The sequence below is a fragment of the Phycisphaerae bacterium genome, assembly GCA_012729815.1.
GTDB lineage: Bacteria > Planctomycetota > Phycisphaerae > JAAYCJ01 > JAAYCJ01 > JAAYCJ01.
The window spans coordinates 1-21,441 of sequence record JAAYCJ010000130.1 but is presented as its reverse complement, the minus strand read 5'-3'; the positions used below and the strand labels follow the sequence as shown (position 1 = coordinate 21,441).

Sequence of the window (21,441 nt, the reverse complement as noted above, 5' to 3'; positions counted from 1 at the left end):
AGGCGGGGCGTTTACCGCCCCCTCCAGGTCCATTTCTGGTTGTAGGCTGGGCAGGAGTATCCGGCCACTTCGGGCGGCATGGCGGTCTGGTTGACCACATGGCCGTCGAAGAAGAGGAAGTTGCCCGAGTTGTCGTGCGATGAGACGGCTTGGTTATAGAAGTAGAGATGCGTCGTGGCCCAGAACCAGTAGTGGGGCGAACCAAAGTAGTTCTGCCTCGGGCTGCCATCCGCCAGCACTTCGACTCCGTCAAAGATCATCGGCGTGGTGGCCGGCAGTTGCACCCCGTCGCCGAGGAGGAGGTCGATCCCCAGGTACGAGTTGACGGCATAGGTCGTGCCGTGGCCCCACGTCGCAGCGGCTTGGACCCAGGTCGGGCACATTGCGATATCCCGCCCCGGATCCTTGTTCGCATCAAGCGTGCTCCCGTCGCGAAACAGGTAGAAACCCAGGGCGAACGGATAGGACGAGTACCAGCCGCTCCACGCTCCGTAGACGCCCTGAGGCACCGGGGTGACCCCGGGCGGACAGGTGCTCTGTGGCCGATGCCAACCCGAGTTGCCATAGGTAAATCCGATGCACCCGCGGTCCGCGTTGTCCGCCCTATACGCAAAGTAGGCCGCTCCGATCTGCTGGAGGTGATTGATGCAGCGAAGCGAGACCGCCTGGGTCCGGACCTTCTGCAGCGCGGGCAGCAGGATGGCCACGAGGACCGCGATGATCGCCACGACCACCAGGAGCTCGATCAGGGTGAACGATTTCGAATTTCGGATTTCGAATTTCGAGTTTGCTGAACGGCACGTATGGCTGATCATCTTCTCGTCTCCAAATCGCCAATTGAGAATCACACACCCGCGGCCCGGAGCATGTCGATTTCCGCGTTTTCCTCCTGGGCCCGCTCGTCGTATTCGGGGCAGTGCGGCGAGCAGGTTTGCCGGGCCACGACGGTCGGACGGAGCACGACCGTCCTCGCCGGGCCGCGATAGGCTTCGTCAAGCCGCTGAACCAGCAGTTCGATGGCCCGGCGGGCGATTTCGGCTTTTTCGACGCGGACCGAGGTGAGTTTGGGCACGACCATTGCGGCGAACGGCTCATCGTCGTAACCGGTCACCGCGACGTCCTCGGGAACCCGCACGCCGAATTCGCGCAGCCGCGAGATCAGGGTCAGCGCGCTGCGGTCGTTGGTCACCACGATGGCCTGCACGCCCCAGTCCAGATGCTCACGGATCGTCTCAACCCGCCCATGGCCGATTCCCCGCGTATCGACCGGGGCAAGCGGCGGAACCTCCAAGCCGTGATCCTCCAGGGCTGACCGGTATCCTCGATACCGTTCGTCCATTTCGATCGTCCCCGGTTCCTCACGACCCGCCATCCCGATCCGCGTGTATCCGTGCCGGATCAGGTGAACCGTCATCTGATAGCAGCCGGCGAAGTTGTCGCTGAGCACTGCGTCAAGCCCCGAGAGCGGCAGGTTCGCCCCCCAGTGGTCCATGATGACCACCGGCGCGGGCAGATCGGCCAGATACTCGAAACTCTCGCGCGTCCGCCCCACCCGCGGGCAGGCTGGGGCCAGGAGGATTCCGCGAGCCCCGTTCTCGATCGCCCGGAACACCTGCTCCCGTTCGCGTTGGACGCTGTCGTAGGAGCAGCCGATCTGCAGGGCCGCGCCCCGCTCGGCGGCTTCGCGCTCGATGTACGTCACGAGCAGCGGGTAGAAATAGTGCAGGATCGGCACGACCACCGCCCAGGCGCCTGAGCCCCGACGGGCCGAGACGTTGGGGGCGACCACCGTCCCCTTTCGGGCGATCCGCACCAGCTTGCCGTCGGCGACCAGTTTGGCAATCGCCTGGCGCACGGTGCCGCGGGCCGCCCCAAATCGGTGGGCCAGTTCCCGTTCGCCCGGCACGAGCCCGCCGCTGTGCAACACGCCCGCGTCGATCATTCGCTCGATCTCGCGTTTGACGCGTCGGCAAACGGGCAGGTCTGACAGGGTCTCGGGCATCATGACCTCTCGCCTTGGATGATACTATACCAACTGGTTTATGGTAGCTGTAGTATACTAAATGGGCCCACCCCCGTCAATACCTTTCCGGCCTGTACAGCGCATCGGGTTTTTTGCTTGCCGGATGGGCTGGAATCGGTAGAATAAGTAACCAGTTGGTTACTTATGTTCGGAATGCAGCAGGAGCAGGCGATGCGAATGGATCAGATCAGAGATGAGCCATCCCTGGAAGCCGCCCTATCGCAGCCGAGCGAGGCGACGAGAAAAGCCCTCGGCAATCTGGACGGCGATATCGCGGTTCTGGGGGCGGCGGGCAAGATGGGCCCGACGCTGGCCATGCTCATCAAGAAGGCGGCACCGGGGAAGACCGTCTGGGCCGTCTCGCGATTTTCCGATGGCGCCGTCCGCGACCGTTTGGAGCAGGCGGGCGTCCGGACGATGACCGCTGACCTGCTGGACCGGGCTGTGTACGAGGATCTGCCGCGGGTTTCCAACATTTACTACCTGGTCGGCATGAAGTTCGGGGCGTCCGGCAACCAGGGCCTGACCTGGGCGATGAACACCTACGTGCCCGCGCTGGTCTGCGAGCGCTACGCTGGGGCGAGGATCGCAGCGTTTTCGACCGGCAACGTCTATCCGTTGGTTTCGGTGACCAGCGGCGGGGCCGATGAGCGGACGCCGCCCGGCCCGATCGGCGAGTACGCCCAGTCCTGTCTCGGCCGCGAACGGGTCTTTCAGTATTTCAGCGACAAGGACCGTACGGCGGCGGTCCTCGTGCGGCTTTTCTACGCCAACGAGCCGCGCTATGGCATCGTGGTGGACCTGGCCGACAAGATCCTGGGCGGTCAGCCGATCGACGTGACCACGGGTTTTGTCAACCTGATCTGGCAGGGTGACGCGAACGACTACATCGCCCGGTCGATCGTGCTGGCTGACAGTCCGCCCGCGGTGCTCAACGTGGCTGGGCCCGAGACCGTTTCGGTGCGGTATCTGGCGGAGCAGGTGGGACGGGTGTTGGGCAAGGAGCCGGTTTTTGTCGGCGAGGAGGCCCCTACCGCCCTGCTCGGGAACGCCGCCCAATGCTTTGAGGCCTTTGGCTATCCGCGCGTTTCGATGCTCGAAATGGTACGGACCATCACCGCTTGGGTGGCGGCGGGCGGCAAGCGGCTGAACAAACCGACGAAGTTCCAGGTCCGAGACGGGAAGTTCTGATCGCCAAGCCGACAGGAGAGGAGTCAAACCGATGACAGCGAGTTACCCGGCGACGCCGGAGACGATCCGAACGGCCCTGGCCGATGGCATGGTCATTCCGGCCCATCCGCTGGCCCTGACGGCGGAGAGGAAGCTCGACGAGCGGCGTCAGCGGGCGTTGTCGCGGTATTACCTGGATGCGGGCGCCGGCGGTCTGGCGGTCGGCGTACATACTACGGAATTCGCCATTCACGACCCGAAGATCGGCTTGTATAAACCGGTGTTGCGGCTGGCCATTGAAACGGTGCGGGCGTGGCGGCCGGACCGGTCGACGGTCATGGTGGCCGGCATCTGCGGCCGGACCGGACAGGCAGTCCGCGAGGCGCAGCTTGCCCGCGAGATCGGCTACGATCTGGGGCTGATCAGCCTCGGCGCGCTCAAGGATGCCGACGACGCGGGCCTGATCGACCATTGCCGACAGGTCGCCGAGGCCATGCCCATCATGGGTTTTTATCTCCAGCCGGCTGCGGGCGGGCGCATCCTGTCCGAGGCGTTCTGGTCGCAGTTGGCTGAGATTCCCAACCTCGCGGCGATCAAGATCGCCCCGTTTAACCGGTATCAGACGCTGGCGGTGGTCCGCGGCGTGGCGGCCAGCGGGCGGGCGGAGCGGGTCGCCCTGTACACCGGCAACGACGATGCGATCATCGTCGATCTGCTGACCCGTTACGAAATCGCGGTCAACGGGCGAACGGTCCGCATGTCGATCGCCGGCGGCCTGCTGGGCCATTGGGCCTTCTGGACCAGACGGGCCGTTGAGCAACTCGAACAGATCAAGAATATCCGCGACGCGGCGGCCATTCCGGCTGAGCTGCTCACGCTTGCCGCGCAGGTCACCGAGGCTAATGAAGCCGTCTTCGACCCGTCGCACGGTTTTGCCGGCTGCATCTCCGGCATTCTCTACGTGTTGACGCGCACGGGCCTGCTCGAAACGGTCCGCACGATCGACGACCGCGAGCGTCTCAGCCCCGGCCAGACCGAAAAGATCGACCGCATCGCCGAGCGCTACCCGCACCTGACCGATGAGGAATTCGTAAAACAAAACCTGGCCCGTTGGTTGAAAGGGTGACGAGCGCGTCGCCAGAAAGTTGCGACCACGAGGGCCTGTTGCCCAGATCGCGAAGAGTCCGCCGAAGGCGGCGGACCTACCTTTGGGCAACGGGGTCGTGAGGGAGCGGGGAATTTGCGGTGGCGGAGCAACTTGGGCGGTTTCAGATGGCGAACGAGGAAACACAGACAAACGACACCGTCAGACGGCGTGACGCGGAGCGAAGCCGCGGGCGGATTCTCGCTGCGGCTGAGACGCTCTTCGCCGATCAGGGCCCGTCGGCGAGCATCAACGAGATCGCGGCCGCGGCGGGCCTGAACAAGCGGATGATCTATCACTATTTTTCCAGCAAGGAAGGCCTGTGGCAGGCCGTCCTGATGCACCAGTACGAGAAGGCGGCTGAGCCGGAGCTGGATTTTCCGCCGGAGGCCGACGCTGCGCGGATCATCGCCCATCTGGTCGAGCGCTACTACCGCTTTCTCGCCGGCGACCGCGTCTTCGTCCGGATCATGATGCACGAGAACCTCCGCGGCGGAAGCACCGTTCGCCGGTTGCCCGTGGCCGCGACCAAATCGCCCATCCTTCAGGCCCTTCGGGCGTCGCTGGCGCGGCTGGAGCGGCCGGAGCAGGCTGAACCGGTCCTCGAAGCCGACCAGCTCCTGACCGACTGCATGGCCCTGTGCTTCTTTTATTTTTCCAACCAGGCCACCCTTTCGGCCACGCTGGGCAAGGACCTGGGCGACCCGGCCCGGATCGAGGAGCGGATCGGCCACGTCAAGCGCTTCGTGGCTGCGGCGTTGTCCGGCGGATTTGGCGGTCCGCACGTCTGACCGCGATGGCCGCTTGATCCGAACCTCGCCCATATCTACAATGCACACGACGCTCAGGACATTCAGAGGGCGCGGCGATGCATCCACTGACACAATCCAGCCCGCAGCCGGTCGCGCCCGTGGCGCAACCGGTCCTGACCGCCAGACAGCTAAGCGAACGCGTCTACTACGATCGCCGCGCCCAACAGGAGGCCCAGGCCGAAGTCTCGTTCGACGTGGTGTGGGGTCAACCGCGGAACCCGTGGAACACCACGTGGCGTGTTTTCGGCCTGGCGGCGGAGGAACGCGCGGCGGGCGCCAGGGCGCTGCTTGATTTCGGCTGCGGGGCCGGCAAATCCGCCGTCCGGTTTGCCGCGATGGGCTTCCAGGTCCACGGTTTCGACATATCCGAGAACCAGATCGCCGAGGCCCGGCGGCTCGCCGCCCGATACGGCTTCGAAAACCGAACGACCTTCTCCGTGCAGGCGGCTGAAGCGTTGATGCTGCCCTCCGACTCCTTCGATCTGGTGATCGGATTCGACGTGCTGCACCACGTGGAGATCGAACCGGCGGTGAGGCAGTGCCTCCGCGTGCTGCGGCCGGGCGGCATGGCGGTCTTTCGCGAACACCTGGAGGTTCCGGTTTTCGACGCCGTGCGCAACTGGCGGCCGATGCGACGGCTTCTGCCGAAAGGCTGGTCTCGCCAGTACGGCCATCAGGCCACCGAGCATGAGCGCAAACTGACCGACGGCGACCTTCAGACCATCCGCGGCGTGGCCGGCAACCTGCACGTGGAGCATTTCAGCCTGCTCTCACGACTCGACCTGTTCGTGCGGACGCCGCAGAGTCGCGGACCTTCGCGTCTGGAGATGCTCGATTTCGAGCTGTTCCACGCCTTCCCGCGGCTTCGCCGATTCGGCGGGACGGGCGTGTTGACCTTCAGAAAAAGCGGTTCACCGGCGAACGGTCCGGCGGTTGCGGACGATTTCCGGCAATTCGCCCGGCGGACGCCGTCGGAGGCGAGTGGGAGAGCGGGAGTTGTTCGAACCGAGATTCGCCTTCAGACGAGTTGACCCATACCACCAGATACCACCAAGGAATCGAACATGGCCAAAGAAATCATCATGGGCGTCGACGCCGCCGACGAGTTTTACTACGGCTATCAGCACGGCTTTCTCTACGGCGAGGACCGCATCCGCCAGCTCGTGCGCACCTGCGCCGAGGCGGGCATCAACAGCATCTGCTGGCGGGTCTCGTGCCTCGGACAGGTGACCTACCGCAGCAAGGTCCGCACGATCATCGGCACGACCGTCGAGACGCCCGGCCGCTTCCGCGAGGCCAGCGTCGATCGGCTGGTGATCGAGCAGTGCGATCCGCCGGCGGTGGTGATCGACGAGGCCGCCAAGTGCGGCCTGAAGGTGTATCTCTACGTGACCCTGTTTGACGAGTACTATCCCGGCTGCGAGAGCGAGTTCGAAGTTCGCCACCCGCAGTTCACGTGGCAGCACCGCCTGCTGGACCACCGGATTCGCGGACTGCTCTCGTATTCCCATCCGGAGGTTCGCGAGCATCGCCTGGCCGAACTCAAGGAGCTGATGGCCTACGGACCGGATGGGATCTATCTCGATACCGCCCGCACGCACTCGGGGATTCAGCACGTCTGCCCGCTGCCGCTGACCGGCAAGGATCCCTACCTGCAGTACGGCTTCAATGAGCCGGAGTGTCAGGAGTACCAGCGTCGGTTCGGTTTTAATCCGCGGCTTGGCAATCCGGCCGACGCCGCCGTCGGCGATTTCGATCCGGGCAAGTGGAACCGCCTTCGCGGCGAGTACCTGACCCAGTTCCTCCGCGAGGCCCGCGCCGAGGCCAGAAGGACCGGCGTCGAGCTGATCGCCGGGTTCTACACCGATGCCGAATGCTACCTGAGCCCGGCGGGGCGGCGCGGGCGGGTACCGCTCGGCGAGTTCCACCATGATTGGCAAACCTGGATCGCTGAGGACCTGGTCGACGGTTTCGTCATCCTCTCCGAGCACCGCCGCTACGGGGCCAAGGACTGGCGCGAGCATTCCGCCGCCCAGTTCGCCGACGCCCGTCAAAGGGGCAAGCACGTCGCCATCTCCGGCGCGACCGAGGAGCGCATTGACGGGATGGAAGACCCGCCGGCTCCCCTGCCCATCGCAGCCAACCAGGACCGCAAACTGTTCATCCAAGCCCTGGACCGCGCCCTGGGCGCGTGCCTGGCCACCGACGCCGACGGCTTGTTCCTCTACGAATCGGCCTCCGTCGAGGAACACGACTACTGGGACGACCTGGCCCGCATCCTCCGGGCCAATCGCTGAGCGGATCGCGGCAATGGGAAACCGGGCGGAGCTTCCTTGCCCCGATTTGACATCGCGCTTGATTTCCGGCTTTGAATGCTTATCGTTATGTTTCTTGCGGACTTTTCCCGGAAACAGCGGAGGTTCATAAAAGATATGTGTAGCTGTAGCTGCAAAAGACTTTCAGCGACCGCCAATTTGGGTGACAGCGCCATCGCGGATCCCCAGATCCGTGAGATCTTCGCCCGCGAACTGGATCGGCAGACGGGCTGCATCAACCTGATCGCCTCGGAGAACTACGCCTCGCGGGCGGTGCTCGAGGCGACCGGCTCGATCTTCACGAACAAATACGCTGAGGGATACTCCTCGAAGCGCTACTACGGCGGCTGCAAGCAGATGGACGATATCGAGACCCTAGCCATTGACCGGGCCAAGGCGATTTTCGGGGTCGATCACGCCAACGTCCAGCCGCACTCGGGCAGCCAGGCCAACACCGCGGTCTATATCGCCATGCTCCAGCCGGGCGACACCATCCTTTCGCTGGACCTGGCCCACGGCGGGCACCTGACCGCTGGGCTGAAGGTCAATATCTCCGGCAAATTGTACAAAATCGTCCACTACGGTCTGGACCCCAAGACCGAGCAGCTCAACATGGCTGCGATCCGCAAGCAGGCCCAGGAGTGCCGCCCGAAGCTGATCATCTGCGGCTACTCGGCCTATCCGCGCAAGATCGACTTCGAGGCCTTCGGCCAGATCGCCAGGGAGGTCGGGGCGTATCTGATGTGCGATATCGCCCATATCGCCGGCCTGGTCGCCACCGGGCTGCATCCCAGCCCCGTTCCGTTCGGCGATTTCGTCACCAGCACGACCCACAAGACTCTCCGCGGCCCTCGCGGCGGGCTCACGATGTGCAAAGGCGAGTACGCCAAGGCCATCGACTCGGCGGTCTTCCCCGGCATCCAGGGCGGTCCGCTCATGCACGCGATCGCGGCCAAGGCGGTCGCGTTCGGCGAGGCCATGACGCCGGCATTCAAGGAATATCAGCGGAGCATCGTGGCCAACGCCGCGGCCCTCGCCGAGGCCCTCAAGAGCCGCGGCTATCGCCTCGTCACCGGCGGCACCGAGAACCACCTGATGCTCCTGGACCTCCGCGAGACCTGCCCCGATCTGACCGGGGCCGACGCCGAGTCGCGTCTGGAGGCGGCGTGTATAATTGTCAATAAGAACCTGGTGCCGTTCGACACCCGCAAGCCGACCCAGACTTCGGGCATTCGCATCGGCACACCCGCTGCGACCACCCGCGGCATGACAACCTCGGACATGAAACGGATCGCGGAATGGATCGACCGAATCCTTCGAGCCGACGACGGGGAGGCCGTGGCGAACAAGACCGCTCAGGAAGTGCGGGAATTCGCCGGCAGTTTGCCCATCTTCCCAGACCGGCCCACGTGCTGAGCGTTCGTCAGCCGGCGCGTCTTGCGGCGTGGGTGATGCTGGCCGGACTGCTGCCCGCCTTCGGCTGCAGCGGCCGGTTGACCTCGCACTTTGTCAGCAAGAACACCTCGACCATCATGGTCGAACCCACCGACGCGAAGGTCATCACGCTGCATTGCGATCAGTGTTACTGGTGGATCGATGACCAGGGCCAATTCAAGATCGCGGGCAAGGGCGAAGAGTTTTCGCTGCTGGGCGAACGTTATCAGCGGAGTTTCTATATCTCGTTTGCGTTCGACGAACCGTCCCAAGGCATCGGCAAGAACTATAAGGCAAACTTTGAAACGGTGCGCGGATTGATCCGGCGGTCCGGCAGCCAATACCGGTTCAAGAGCCTTTACGGCATCGTCGGCACCGAGAACCGTAGCGGCGAGCGCATCGCCGGGGCGTTTCGCGTCAACGTGAGCCTCCAGTCGTCCAGCCTGCTGGGAGGATGGTCCAAACCCTCCGCGTACCTGATCTTCGGCACGTTCAACGCTGTGCACGATCCGCAAGCCGGCGCCCGCATCCTGGAAGTGACGGAAGCGGACGGTTTTGATCGCACCGACGAGTCAAAGCCGAACGCGATTCGCCGACTCTCACCGGCCACCTCGCCCGTCCTTGACGAGATCAGGGAACGCCTCCGGCAATCGACCACCACCTCGCCCGCCGCCGAAGAGCCGTAAGCCGTCTTCGCTCTTATCCGCTGGTGCGACGTCGTTTTGGAATAGCACGGGACACGCGGAGCACGCGGGAAAAGACAGGGGACCGAGAGATATCGAGAGCAGAAGACCTCGCTCCCTGACGGTCGCGGAGTTTTACGAGTTGGATAGGCCGTCGGCGGTTACCCGTTTTCACATTTGGCCGCTGATTCTTCTTTGCGGTTTTAACGCATCGAGAACGCGGATGGAACGGGTCTGAAAATGCGCAGGTCGAACGCTTTTTGCACATGAATGTTGGTATCGTGTGGATGACGGGTTGACGGAATTTTTTTTTTCGCCGTAACTGCTTGCCGGCATGAGCGCTGGTCGCGTGTTGAGAAGTTTGGCCGAATCTTTTCGTTGACGATGGGTTCGGACAATGCTAAATTCCCATGCACTTGTGAGACATCCCTCGGCAGGAAGCGGATCAGCGAGCCGAAGTTAAGGGCCAGGGGATTCAGCACGGAGGCCCCCCAGTACCGACCAGGGGCATTCCTCGTTCGCACACTACGCCCGGCGCTGCGCGGGTCAGGAGGTTTCATACATGGTTGTGTCTACCGCGCCACAAGCCATTGTCGAGATAGAGAAGAATCTGGAGGAGCGGATTGGATCGCGGAAGTTTCAGTTGTGGTTTCGGAATTCGGCGCGGTTGCGTCTGAACGACGAGCATCTTCGCATCGAGGTGCCCAACACCTTCGTCGGCGGCTGGATCGAAAACAACTTCTCGGATGAGCTTCGCGAAGCGGCGGCGCAGGCCACCGGCTCTCGTCCGTCGCTGCGGTTCGAGATCAACCCTCAACTGGCGCCAGCTTCGGAGTCGAGCACGCCGATCGCGACCAGAACGGAAGCGAACGGATCGGGCAACCTCTCGCGGCGCGAGCTGCCCAAGCGTCCGCCGGTTCGCAAGCTGCGCTACACGCTGGACCGGTTCATCGTCGGTCCGTCCAATCAGCTCGCCTACAGCGCCGTCCAGTCGGTGGTCGAGCAGGTCATCAGCCGCTACAACCCGCTGTTCATCCACGGTTCGTGCGGCCTGGGCAAGACGCACCTGCTTCAGGGGCTCTGCAACGCGCTGACGATCCGCCATCCGGAGGTCGGCTGGCGTTATGTCAGCGGCGAGGAGTTCACCAACCAGTTCATCGTCGCGGTCAAGACGGGCACGCTCGACCAGTTCCGCCGGCAGTACCGCAACGTCGACGTGCTGGTGATCGACGACATCCACTTCCTGGCCAACAAGCGGGCCACGCAGGAGGAGTTCCTGCACACGTACAACGCCATCGACGCGGCGGGCAAGCAGGTGGTGACCGCCTCCGACGCCCATCCGCGCATGATCGGCGAGCTTCACCAGTCGCTGGTGGACCGCTTCATCAGCGGCATGGTGGTCGAGATCGATCCGCCCGACATGGACACCCGCCGGTCGATCGTCGAAGTCCGCAGCCGCGAGATGGGCTGCCAGATGCCCGAACCGGTGATCGAGACGGTGGCCCGCAGCATCGACGGCAACGTGCGCGAGATCGAAGGGGCAATCCTGAAGCTGATCGCCTATTCCTCGCTGTGCAATCAGCCGGTCAGCGTGCCGGTGGCGGAGAAGGTTGTCCGCGAGTGCTCGCGGCCCCGCAGCGGGTCGCTCCAGGTCAGCCAGATCGAACAACTGACGGCTGATCACTTCAGCGTCAAGGTGGCCGACATTCGCGCCTCGAAGCGCACGCGGACCATCGCCCTGGCCCGGGCGGTGACGATGTACCTGGCCCGCAAGCACACGCCGATGAGCTTTCCCGAGATCGGCAAGTATTTGGGCAACAAGAACCACTCGACCGTCGTGCTGGCGTGCAAGAAGATCGAGCAGTCGCTCGAGCAGGACCAGGAGGTCATCTGGGAAGGGCCGAAGGGGCAGAAGTCGCAGAGTCTCCGGCAGGCGGTCGCGTCGCTCGAAAAGTCGCTCGGCTGCCGGCAGGAGTAGACCGATGACGACCGAGCGGACGACCATTCTCCTGGCCACCGGCAACCGCGGCAAGTTCGACGAGATCGCGGCGGAGTTCGCCGACATGCCGATCCGCCTCCTCTCGCTCAAGGACCTTCCGCCGATGCCGGAAGCCGAGGAGAGCGGCCAGACGTTCGAGGAGAACGCCTGCGCCAAGGCCCGCTACTACGCCCAGCGGTCCGGGCTGCTGGCTCTCGCCGACGACTCCGGCTTGGAGGTCGATGCGCTGGGCGGAGCGCCCGGCGTGATCTCCGCCCGGTATGCGGGCGAACCGTGCGACGACGCGGCCAACAACGCCAAACTCGTGCGCGAACTGGCCGGCGTGCCGCGTGAGAGGCGTGCCGCGCGGTTCCGCTGCGTGATGGCCCTGGTCGAACCCTCCGGCGAGGTGCTGGCGACGGCGGAAGGGACGATCGAGGGAGTAATCATCGACAAGCCGCGCGGGCAAAACGGTTTCGGCTACGACCCGCATTTCCTGGTGCCGGATTTGGGCAAGACGACGGCTGAGGTTTCCCGTCAGGAGAAGAACGCGATCAGCCACCGCGGCAAGGCCACGCGGGCCATGAAGCAGAATATCCGCGACCTCCTGAACCGCCAAGCGAGATAGAGCCGCCCTACCGGCCGCCCTCGACCTTCAGGAAGCACTTGGCGCCAAGAAAGCCGCCGCCTTCGAGCGTCAGCACGTGCATGCCCGCCGGAGCGTTCGTGGGAATCGCCAGGCGCACCGGACCGGGCAGCGTCACCGCCGTCTTTTCGACGCCGAGGCTTTGGGCCCGCAGAACGCCGCGCAGTGAGGCGCCCTTCTTCGGGCCGATCAGGTCCACATCAATCGAAATCGTCCGGCCGCTCTGCGCTGGCTGCGGCTCCCGCATGGTCGCCAACGGCAGATCCCGATCATGGAGGACGATTAACTGGAACCAGTTCGCATCGACCTCGAACGTCGCCGACCCGCGGGCGAAGCGGCCGCTGACCGTCCGTGCCGTTCGGTTCAGAATGTCCACCAGGTAGACCCGTGTGGGCCTGGCCGGCAGCCCGTCGACGGTCGCGCTGAACCGCACCGGATCGCGGCGAATGTCGATGTCCGTGTTGCGAACGTAGTAACCGCTGAGGTTCTTGCCTCGCGGATAGCGATGGCGTGCGCCAACGACCACGTCCATGCCTTGCCCGCCAAAGCGCCGCGTCGTCACGTCCGCCCGATCAGACGGCGGATTGTCGTACGCCGCATCGCCCCACCGCAGCACGTGCCCGACCGGGAACCGCGCCATCCGCCATCGGCGTTCCGTCTCGGCGAACTTGCCGCTGGCCGGCCACGAGACCGATCCGCCGGGAAAGCCCGCCAGCGACGCTGAGACGGGGCCGTGCGGGTTATGCAGGATGATCCCGTACTCGGGCATCGCCACCCGCATCGTCGGAACGTCGCGGCTGGCCGTCACCTGAGCCTCGTTGACCGCCTGGCTGAGCGACCCGTGGAAGTGCGGCCGAATGATCTCGGAGGCGGTCTCGGTCATCAGCAGGCAGTCGGGATTCACCTCGCGGACCGCTCGCCCCACTTTGGCCAGCAACTCGCCAAGCCACCGGTTGTAGTCGAAGGGGCTCTCGTGATGATGGGCTGGGTTGAAGCACGGAAAGAAGTACCCGCCCAGCGAATCGAGCCGGATGCCGTCCGCGCCCGTCTCGCGGACCAGGGCTGCGCAGGTGCGGGCCAGATGCTCCTGCCAGCCCGCCGATCCGGGGCACATGTGCAGGCAGCGGGCCTGCGAGTAGAGCCCCTGGTTGGTCCCGTCGCGGTTGGTCACGGCCCATTGCCGGGCCTCGCCTTTGGTCACGATATCGGCGTCGTCGTTGATGATGTAGCCTTCGACGTAGAGCGTGAAGCGATAGCCCATCGCGTGCAGCCGGCGTACGCCCTCGCGCATCGCCGCCGTCCCGCCGAGGTCCGCCCGCACGGTGTTGTCGCCGTCCATGTGGGCGAATCGCCGGCCGGTCACGTCGGCGCCCATCGAGGCGTGGCTGAAGAAGCACAGCTCCACCAGTTCCGACGGCTGGCGCAGGTAGATGCTCGGCAGGTCCTCGAAGGACTCCATGAAGTTACCCAGGGCGGTGATCGCCTCCGGCGGCTGTTCGATCTGCTGGCCGGGTTTGAAGCTCCACGCTCCGCGGTGGCTGTCGATATTGCGGAACCACTTGGGCAGCGGCGGAAGGTCGAAGCTGCGTGTGAACCACTTGCGATAGGCCTGCGCCGTCGGCTTCCAGTCGCCGCGGTACGCCATGAGCCGCACCGCTGGGAACTCCGCGCTCTGGCCCGATTCGAGCATCCGCGGCGGGAAGTACCGGACCTGGATCGACGGTTTGTCGTAGGCGATTTCCTTGTTGCGGAAGTCCGGATCTTCGACGATGAATCCGAGGGCGTCGCCGCTGGCTTCGTCGAACGCGCAGCCCCACTGCATGCTGACCTGCATACCGCAGCCGTGGATGCCGCCCGCCTCCGGATGGCGGTAGTCGCAACACGGCTTGGCCCACAGCGGCCGGATGTATCCCGCCTCGTCGTTGACCGCCATCAGGTTCTTCCGCCCGTCGCCGAGACGAATACCATGCAAATACGGGAAGACGGCCATCATCGCCCGCGGCTGATCGCTGACGTTGGTCACCTTCAGCCTCAGGCGGACGAAGTCCTTGCCTTCACCGGCCTCGACGGTCAATTCGGCCCGCCACGGTTGATCGGGATTCTGATAGGCGATCCGCGTTCGCGAGCCCTGCCCGCGAAATTCCGCCGTCGCCCGCTTCGCAGAGAACTCGCTGCTTGCGATCTTGGCCGGCGGCGTGATCCGGTTGGTCCCGTAGCCCGACCGCAGCTCGACGTCGAACTCCCTATGGAAGTCGTGATACACCGCGAACGGACTCGCTGCGGACCGCCCGGCGTTCAGGCACGTTCCGCCGGTCTCCAGGTTGCGGATCGCCAGCAGCGCACCGGTCCGGGCATCGAAGGAAAGCGACATCCGGCCGTTCGAAACGGTTCTGACCGCGGCGTTCTTTGTCATCGGATCATTCCACTGGAGGTTATGCCTTAAGCCATCGACTCGGGACCAGCAGATCGGCTGTGCCGTTCGCCAGCGTCAGGCGCGAGCCATCCATCCGCGACCCGTACAGGGCCGTCAGCGGCTCATCGCCGTCATACGTCAGTTCCACCGGCGAGCCGGTCATGTTGACCGCGGCGAACGCCTCGCCGTCGCCGGTGTCCAAGCGGTCGATCCGCACGCCGGCCGCAGCGGCCCGCCACGGCGGGCAGTCGCGCGCCACGCCCGACCGGACCGCCGCCCGCTCCAGCACGCCGTCCAGCACGTCCGGCGTCCTGGCGTTGCGGTCCCACGCGATCAGCGTGCCGATGTACAGCACGCCGCCGTCGCCGACCTTGCGCCAGCCCGCGCACGGCGGGTGGCCGGGCAGTCCGGCCAGCGCCTCCAGGCCCTCGGCCTCCAACTCGGCGTAGTGCGTCTTGCCCCACAGCGTAGCCCCGTCGGCCGTGCTCAGCGGCACCAGGTCGCCGCCGCGAGTCCCGTGGGCCTCGAACGCCTTGGCCGTGTCGCCGACAAGCTGCATCGCCCCTTCGCTCTGGTCGCTGAGCTTCAGGTGCACGCTCGCCGTCGGGTTGATCTCACGCAGACCCAACCCCTCAGCCAGTCCGGCGCCCGGCAGCACCATGCCATGGCGGCCCGCGGTCAGATCGTACATGCCGGTCAGGGCCTCGCAGATCAGCGTGCCGCCCTTTCGCACCCACGCCACGATCGCCGCCGCCGTCGCCTGGTCCAGCGCGTGCACCGCCGGCAGCACCAGCAGCTTGATCCGATCGGACAGGCCGCGGCGGATGGCCTTTTCGCCGACGTAGGTCAGCCGCACGTTCCGCTCGTACAGCCACTGCGTGAACCGCTCGACCGACTGCCGCAGGGTGCGGAAGTCGCCGTTGAGGCACCAGTGGAACACCTCGTTCGACGACGACTGGTAGATCGCCGCCTCGGCCGGCTCGACCGGCGCCGCCATCAGGCGCTTCGCCACCGGCCTCAGCCGCCGCCAGAACTCGCACGCGGCTTCGTGGGTACGGCCCGGCCGACCGTCCTGATCCAGCAGGCCCCACGCCGGGCTCTCGATGCCCAGCGTTTCGCAGCGGTACTGCCAGTACAAAAAGCCGCGAATGCCCAGCCCGATCTGCGCGACGAACTCCCACGCGATCGTGTCCAGCGTCAACGTTCTGGGATACACGCCCGTCATTCCCGGCCGCAGGTGGCTTTCGGCGCTGTAGCAGACCCGCCCTTCGCTTCCCGCCAGGATGTGCAGCGGGTTGAGCGGGAATCCGATCACCGAACCCGCGTAGCAGTCGCCGCCCTCGGCGATGTCGTACATGTCCACCGAGGTGACCGCGTTGAAGTGCGTGGTGTTTGGCACCGGGTGCAGGTAGACCGGGTGTTTCGCGTCGAGCGACTTGACCAGCGCCAGCCGCCGCCGGCCCTCGGCCGCCAGCGACTGCTGATGGAACAACCGCCAGTCGATCATGTCGCAGAACAGCTGCGGGTCGCGCGGCAGTTCGACCTGCGAGAAGTCGTCGTAGCAGCGGCCCCAAACGTCATTGAGCCGCTCCACCTGGCCGTACTTGTCCTTGAGCCACGCCTTAAATCCCTCGTCGCACCGCCCGCAATAGCACACCAGCGTCCTGGCGTCCGGCTCGCGCAGGTACAGGCACGACTCCGGCTCGTTCCACACGTCCCACATGCCCATCGCCGGATGGCCGCCGTAGCGGCTGGCGGTCGCTCGAATGAAAGCTTCCCGCTCGGCCCACGCGCCTTCGTGGTTGAAGCACGGGCCGGGATAGCCGCCGATCTGCCGGCAGACCACCGCCCGCGAAATCAGCGTCTGACCGTCCGCCGTCACCATGTAGGCCTCCGGATGGCGATCGAAGAGCCAGACCGGCGCGGTGTCGAAGATCAGGTTGATCGTCACCGGCAGTTTGACCTTGGCGGCCAGGTCCATCAGCTCGTCGTGATCGTCGAACCAGAACCGGTCGGGGCCGCGATGGACCCACCGCCACTGGATAAACAGCTTGACCGCGTTGAAGCCCGCATCGGCCATCCGCTGCAGATCTTCCGCCCAGTATCGCCGGGCCGGAGTCGGAGCGCGGTAGTATTCACAGCCGTAGAGAAAAGGCAGGGAGTCGGGGGTCATTGAGCGTCCTTCCAATTGAAACGAATCGAACTCGTGTGACTAACGGTGGGCCAGTTCCTCGCAGAGGTCGAGATAGCATTGGACCGCCTTTGGCGGGACGTTCCACGGAATGTGGTTGCCGACGCACATCATGTAGCCGCCGGTCATCCGGGCCGTCTCGACCATGCCTTCGACCATCGCCCGGATTTCCTCCGGCCGGCTGCGCATCAGCACCCGGTTGTCGCCTTCGCCGGCCAGGAAGCAGTTCTCGTGTTTCCGGGCGATCGCCCGGAAATCGGTGTACGGCTCGGTGATGATGCCCCGCGCCCCGCAGGCGAAGATGTCATCGGCGAAGGCGTCCACGCAGCCGTCGGTCATGAAGATGACCTGCTTGCCCGCGTCGCGGACGATGCCGAAGAACTCCTCGTAGCGGGAGAAGATATGCCGCCGCATCCACGCGGGCGAACAGACCGGCCCGCGGGTGTTGACGATGTCGTCGTGGCAGAGGATGAAGTTCTGCGGCATCCGGGCCAGCGCCCGGAACACCCGCCGGTTGATCTCGGCGAACTCGTCCATGATCCGGTCGAACCGCTCGTCCAGGCACGTCTCGAGAAACAGCTCGTAGCCGAACGTCATCAGCGGCCACATGAACATCGTGAAGTGATTGTAGCAGTCCATGCGCGTCGAACCTTCGGGCGCCCGGTCGCCCCACTCGGCGGGCAGAAGCTTGCGCCAGTTGCGGTAGAGGGTCTCCTCGCTGGTGACGTCGCCGAGCAGCGACTCGTGGGCGTGCTCCAGCGGGCTGTAGGCGAACACGTCCTCGGCGGATCGGAACGCCTCGCCGTGGCTCCACGGGGCCGACTCGCCGTCGCCCCAGCGGACCGTGTGTTTGCCGGGGTCCGAGCTGTGCCCGTCGAGGTCGAGGCGCGGACGCGGCTTGGGCGTATCGTCGTCCGGCACCCCCAGCGACCAGGCCAGCCGAGGGTACATCGCCACCAACTTCTGGCGGCACAACCGCGGATGCTCGTAGTAGTCGATCCCCGTGATGGTCGTCTCGGCGTCGGGGCATGACCAGTGCTCCCAATGCGGAAGGTTCTGTGGCTTCCGTCCCATGAACGCCATGTAGTGATCGCGAGAATTCATATCACTCTGGACCTTGCCAGCGCCAGTCGGCGCACTCCCAATTCATTTGTATACCGCTGGAATCATGAGGAAGAAGCAATCCGGTGGGCAGTGCCCACCCTGCGTCATCGGCTCGGGATGAACCGGTACTTCATCGCCAGTCCCGTACTCGGCTGCTGGTTCAGGCCGTTGACGATCAGCGTGGCGAAATCCATACCCGAAATGTCCGCGGGCGGCGGGCCGATTATGCCCGGGTCCGGGCTGGCGTTGTAGTCGTCGTGCGTGCCGTTAAGGTACGGCTGGACGTGCCCGTCGGCGTACGCCACGTTCCACCGCGGGCCGTGCTGCATCGCCCCTTCCACCAGGTGCAACCCGATCGTGTCCCAGGCCAGCGGCAGGTTCAGCCCGGCGCAGACGTCCAGCGTCGGCCGATAGTACGCCGAGCCGTCCGGCTTGATCCACGGCTGGAAGTCGTAGTTGCAGAGCGCCCAAGTGGCTCCGCCAGGATTCGGCCAACCGTCAGAGTATTTGTACCATCCCATCGACCCGGTCGGGCAGTACAGCGACTGGCCGCTGGGCAGGTAAGGTGTCGGACGAACCAGTTGGCCGAGGTTGCAGTACCCGCCTCCGCCCCCTTCGCCCGGCAGCGGCGCGATCCACGTAGCCCAGACAACCGCCGAGTCGTAGGTCGCGATATGGCTTGGACCTTGGATCAACCGCTCGGGAAGCTGATCGTGATTGTCCCGGCCGTACAGATGCAGCGCGGCGGAACTGGCCCGCAGGTTCGACGCGCACGCCACGAACCGCGCCGCCTCCCGCGCGCTCTGCAGCGCCGGCAGCAGGACCGACACCAGCACGGCGATAATCGCCACCACCACCAGCAACTCGATCAGCGTAAACGCTGTCGACCCGCGGGGGCCACCTTTCCAACCGAAATGAGGCATGTCGCCTCTCCCAATCAGGAATCGGAGACTCCGGCCTTTCCACAACCACACGACTCGCGGACCACCAGCGAGACGGGCAGCCGAACCGATCGGGCTACCCGCTCGTGTCCGCCGTCCAGGATTTCCAGCATCATCCGCCCGGCCCGCCGGCCCATCGCGATCCCGTCGCACGCCACCGTGGTCAGCCGCGGCCGCGTGCAGGCGGTCAGATGGAAGTTGTCGAACCCCACCACCGCCACCCGCTGCGGAACCGCGATTCCATGATCGTGCAGACCCGCCAGCACGCCCATCGCGATGTAGTCAGCGGCGCAGTAGATCGCGTCGAACTCGACGCCCGTTTCCACCAGCCGGCGCACCGCCCGCTCGCCGTGCCCTTCGTAGCTGAGCCCCTCGACCATCGGCTCAACCAGGGCGTCATCCACCGCCAGCCCCGCATCCAGCAGCGCCCGCTCGTAGCCGCGATAGCGATCCTCCATCACCCACGACTCGCGGCAGCGGTTGACGAACGCGATCCGACGCCGTCCGTGCACATCGATCAGGTGCCGCACCGCCTCATAGACCCCGCCTTCGCCGTCGGAACAGACGTGGGGAACCGCCTCGTCGCCCAACGGGCAGTTGATCACCACCGGCATCGCTCCCAGCCGAACGATCCGCTCGAACGGCGGCCGCGACGCCCGGCCTTCGTAGATCAAAAACACCCCGTCGAAGCGCCCGCCGCGAACCACCTTCAGGTAGTCCTCCTCCTCGGCCCTCGGGCCGCTGAGGCACGCGATTGAAACCGCGTGGTCGTTGGCCGACGCCACTTCCGAGAGCCCCTGGACGATCTGGCGATTAAAGTCAGCCAGAAAACTGAAGTCAGGCACTAGAATTCCCCACGATCGGCGACGCCCCGTCCGCAACGCCTGAGCCGAATGGTTCGGCTGATACCCCAGCCGCTCCCCTTCCTGGACGATCCGACGGTGCAGCTTGGAGCTGACCGTCCGTTTGCCGTTGAGGATCTGCGAGACCAGCGACTGGGAGACCCCCAGCCGATCCGCGATCTGTTTCTGCGTCAGCACCGACATCGAAAACCTCGAATTACGTATTACGATGGCTTGTAATACGAATTACAGCCCCATTCTAATGCCGGAACGAGACCCTGTCAAGGTCCTTGCCGGTTCGAAAGAATGTGGAATCCGCCGCGCATGGTGGAGGGGAGATCCTCCGCCGGCGCCCCGGACGAAGCCCGAATCCCAGCGATAGAGGCCTATTGGCCTTAGTCCACGTCCGCTGGGCGGTACCCGGTGCGTTTGTGGAGGTTCTCGGGATCGAACCAGTTACGGTAGAACTCGAACTGGGCGGCGCTGAGGGCGATCCGGGCCAGGAACGGTTTGAACTGCTGGAATTCCTGGTCGGTGACGGGCATTTTTTCGAGCAGTTGGACGACGTAGACGGTTCGGTCATCGTCGTCGGCGATGGTCGTGGTGGTAAACTGCCCGTCCGGCTGGGTGGTCGGCTGGGGCCAGAGCACCTCGAACGCCCGGTCGGCGAAGGCATCGGTCGGCATCTCGACGCCCTCGATCATCGGCGGGCCGAGCCGGCCCTCCCACGGCGAGAGCATCCGTCGGGCGAAGGTCGCGACCACCGGTTCGGTGACCGGGGTGGCGGCCAGAATCGCTTCGGACGGGCCGCCCTCGGCCTCAAAGAGCTCGGTCAGCTTGGTCTGGCGGGCCTTCTCGACCAGTTGCCCGGCCAGTTCCTGGACGCGGTCATAGGCCTGGGCCAGCTTCCACTCCCGCTGCACCTGCTCGCGGACCTCCTGGAGCGACTCGGGCAGGCGCGAGGGGGCCACCTGCGTCACCCGGAACACGTACAGGGCGTCGGGATTTTCCACCGATCCGGCGTACAGGATGGGGCTTTCCTGGTCCTGGACAAGGACCTGTTCGGTCGTCCGGCGGTCCTCGACGCTGGGCGGCTCGACCAGCGGGACGACGTTGAAGGCGTAATCGGCGAACGGGACCAAGCCGTTCTGGCCGATGGCGTAGGCCTCGCCGAGGCCGGGGTAGTTGCCCGCCTCCTGGCGGCTCAGGAGGCCGCTCTGGCCGTATTGGATGGAGACGTGCTTGCGTTTGCCCATCTGCTCGGCGAGTTGGGCGTAGTCGGCGACCTTCTCCGGATGGGTCTTAAGGCCGGTGTTGGGGTCGCTTGGCATCGCCGCCCAGTGGCTCATCGCCTGGTCGCGGGCCGCTGAGATGGCCTGGATGGCCCGTTCGCGGGCGTCGGAGGCCTTGAGGCGTTCCACGATTTGCGGATAGGCCTCTTCGAAGCTCAACTGCCGGGTCACCGGCTGGGTCGGCTGAGTGGCCGCCTCGTCCGTCGCCGGCTGGGTCGAGACGGTGAATTCGGCCTGGTGGGCCTCGTAGTAGCGGTGAGCCGCCACCCGCGAGACCTCGACGCTTTCCTTGACCTTCGCCACGTCGACCTTCAGGTACTCGACGGCGACCCGATCGGGGTAGCGGAACGCCTCGGTGTGCTGCTGGTAGTACTGCTCGAGCTGCTCCGGCGCGGTCTCGCCGACCTGGTCGGCCAGGCGCGAGGCGAACAGGGGCACGGTGGCGGTTTTGAC

18 protein-coding genes are annotated in these 21,441 nt (G+C 65.2%); 9 read left to right on the top strand and 9 right to left on the bottom strand.

What is annotated here, in order from left to right; all coding sequences use genetic code 11:
* Positions 1-11: 11 nt before the first annotated feature.
* Both GXY33_08915 and GXY33_08910 read right to left on the bottom strand, forming a co-directional pair.
* The gene (locus tag GXY33_08915) at positions 12-815 is read right to left on the bottom strand and encodes a prepilin-type N-terminal cleavage/methylation domain-containing protein (protein ID NLX05252.1); all 804 of its coding nucleotides are present in this window, start codon (positions 813-815) and stop codon (positions 12-14) included.
* Between the two features lie 29 nt (positions 816-844).
* Entirely contained in the window at positions 845-2,005 is a 1,161-nt protein-coding gene (locus tag GXY33_08910; protein ID NLX05251.1) for a GntR family transcriptional regulator, read from the bottom strand.
* A gap of 195 nt (positions 2,006-2,200) precedes the next feature.
* Here GXY33_08910 and GXY33_08905 point away from each other — a divergent pair, with 195 nt between their 5' ends.
* The 7 genes from GXY33_08905 (at position 2,201) to GXY33_08875 (ending at position 9,584) form a co-directional block, all read left to right on the top strand.
* Complete coding sequence (locus GXY33_08905) at positions 2,201-3,214, top strand: NAD(P)-dependent oxidoreductase (GenBank protein ID NLX05250.1); 1,014 nt, start codon at positions 2,201-2,203, stop codon at positions 3,212-3,214.
* Positions 3,215-3,245: 31 nt separating this feature from the next.
* Positions 3,246-4,319 (top strand): dihydrodipicolinate synthase family protein, encoded by a 1,074-nt coding sequence (locus GXY33_08900; GenBank protein NLX05249.1) that lies wholly within the window; start codon positions 3,246-3,248, stop codon positions 4,317-4,319.
* A 119-nt stretch (positions 4,320-4,438) separates the two neighbouring features.
* A complete protein-coding gene (locus tag GXY33_08895; GenBank protein NLX05248.1) occupies positions 4,439-5,128 on the top strand; it encodes a TetR/AcrR family transcriptional regulator in 690 nt (229 codons plus the stop codon).
* A 77-nt stretch (positions 5,129-5,205) separates the two neighbouring features.
* Positions 5,206-6,180, top strand: a complete 975-nt coding sequence (locus GXY33_08890; protein ID NLX05247.1) for a class I SAM-dependent methyltransferase — start codon at positions 5,206-5,208, stop codon at positions 6,178-6,180.
* A gap of 33 nt (positions 6,181-6,213) precedes the next feature.
* The gene (locus GXY33_08885) at positions 6,214-7,446 is read left to right on the top strand and encodes a hypothetical protein (GenBank protein NLX05246.1); all 1,233 of its coding nucleotides are present in this window, start codon (positions 6,214-6,216) and stop codon (positions 7,444-7,446) included.
* A 135-nt stretch (positions 7,447-7,581) separates the two neighbouring features.
* On the top strand, positions 7,582-8,880 hold the full coding sequence (locus tag GXY33_08880; protein ID NLX05245.1) for a serine hydroxymethyltransferase: 1,299 nt from the start codon (positions 7,582-7,584) through the stop codon (positions 8,878-8,880).
* Positions 8,874-9,584 (top strand): hypothetical protein, encoded by a 711-nt coding sequence (locus GXY33_08875; protein ID NLX05244.1) that lies wholly within the window; start codon positions 8,874-8,876, stop codon positions 9,582-9,584. Before GXY33_08880 ends, GXY33_08875 begins: the two co-directional genes overlap by 7 nt.
* A gap of 200 nt (positions 9,585-9,784) precedes the next feature.
* Here GXY33_08875 and GXY33_08870 read toward each other — a convergent pair whose 3' ends face one another.
* On the bottom strand, positions 9,785-10,063 hold the full coding sequence (locus GXY33_08870; GenBank protein NLX05243.1) for a hypothetical protein: 279 nt from the start codon (positions 10,061-10,063) through the stop codon (positions 9,785-9,787).
* A gap of 80 nt (positions 10,064-10,143) precedes the next feature.
* On the opposite strand from GXY33_08870, the gene dnaA reads away from it, so the two are divergent.
* Positions 10,144-11,559 carry a chromosomal replication initiator protein DnaA gene (dnaA, locus tag GXY33_08865; GenBank protein ID NLX05242.1) on the top strand — a complete coding sequence of 472 codons (1,416 nt, stop codon included), beginning with the start codon at positions 10,144-10,146 and terminating at the stop codon, positions 11,557-11,559.
* A 4-nt stretch (positions 11,560-11,563) separates the two neighbouring features.
* A complete protein-coding gene (locus tag GXY33_08860; protein NLX05241.1) occupies positions 11,564-12,187 on the top strand; it encodes an XTP/dITP diphosphatase in 624 nt (207 codons plus the stop codon).
* A gap of 7 nt (positions 12,188-12,194) precedes the next feature.
* Here the strand turns inward: GXY33_08860 and GXY33_08855 are convergent, their stop codons facing one another.
* The 6 genes from GXY33_08855 to GXY33_08830 form a co-directional block, all read right to left on the bottom strand.
* A complete protein-coding gene (locus GXY33_08855) occupies positions 12,195-14,618 on the bottom strand; it encodes a hypothetical protein (protein NLX05240.1) in 2,424 nt (807 codons plus the stop codon).
* Positions 14,619-14,637: 19 nt separating this feature from the next.
* Positions 14,638-16,791 carry a cellulase family glycosylhydrolase gene (locus GXY33_08850; protein NLX05239.1) on the bottom strand — a complete coding sequence of 718 codons (2,154 nt, stop codon included), beginning with the start codon at positions 16,789-16,791 and terminating at the stop codon, positions 14,638-14,640.
* Positions 16,792-16,830: 39 nt separating this feature from the next.
* A complete protein-coding gene (locus tag GXY33_08845; GenBank protein NLX05238.1) occupies positions 16,831-17,913 on the bottom strand; it encodes a hypothetical protein in 1,083 nt (360 codons plus the stop codon).
* Positions 17,914-18,017: 104 nt separating this feature from the next.
* A complete protein-coding gene (locus GXY33_08840; protein ID NLX05237.1) occupies positions 18,018-18,836 on the bottom strand; it encodes a DUF1559 domain-containing protein in 819 nt (272 codons plus the stop codon).
* Positions 18,837-18,850: 14 nt separating this feature from the next.
* Positions 18,851-19,900: a LacI family transcriptional regulator gene (locus GXY33_08835; protein ID NLX05236.1), complete on the bottom strand. Its 1,050-nt coding sequence runs from the start codon at positions 19,898-19,900 to the stop codon at positions 18,851-18,853.
* Between the two features lie 191 nt (positions 19,901-20,091).
* A partial coding sequence (locus GXY33_08830) for a hypothetical protein (GenBank protein ID NLX05235.1) occupies positions 20,092-21,441 on the bottom strand: 1,350 nt, incomplete at its 5' end.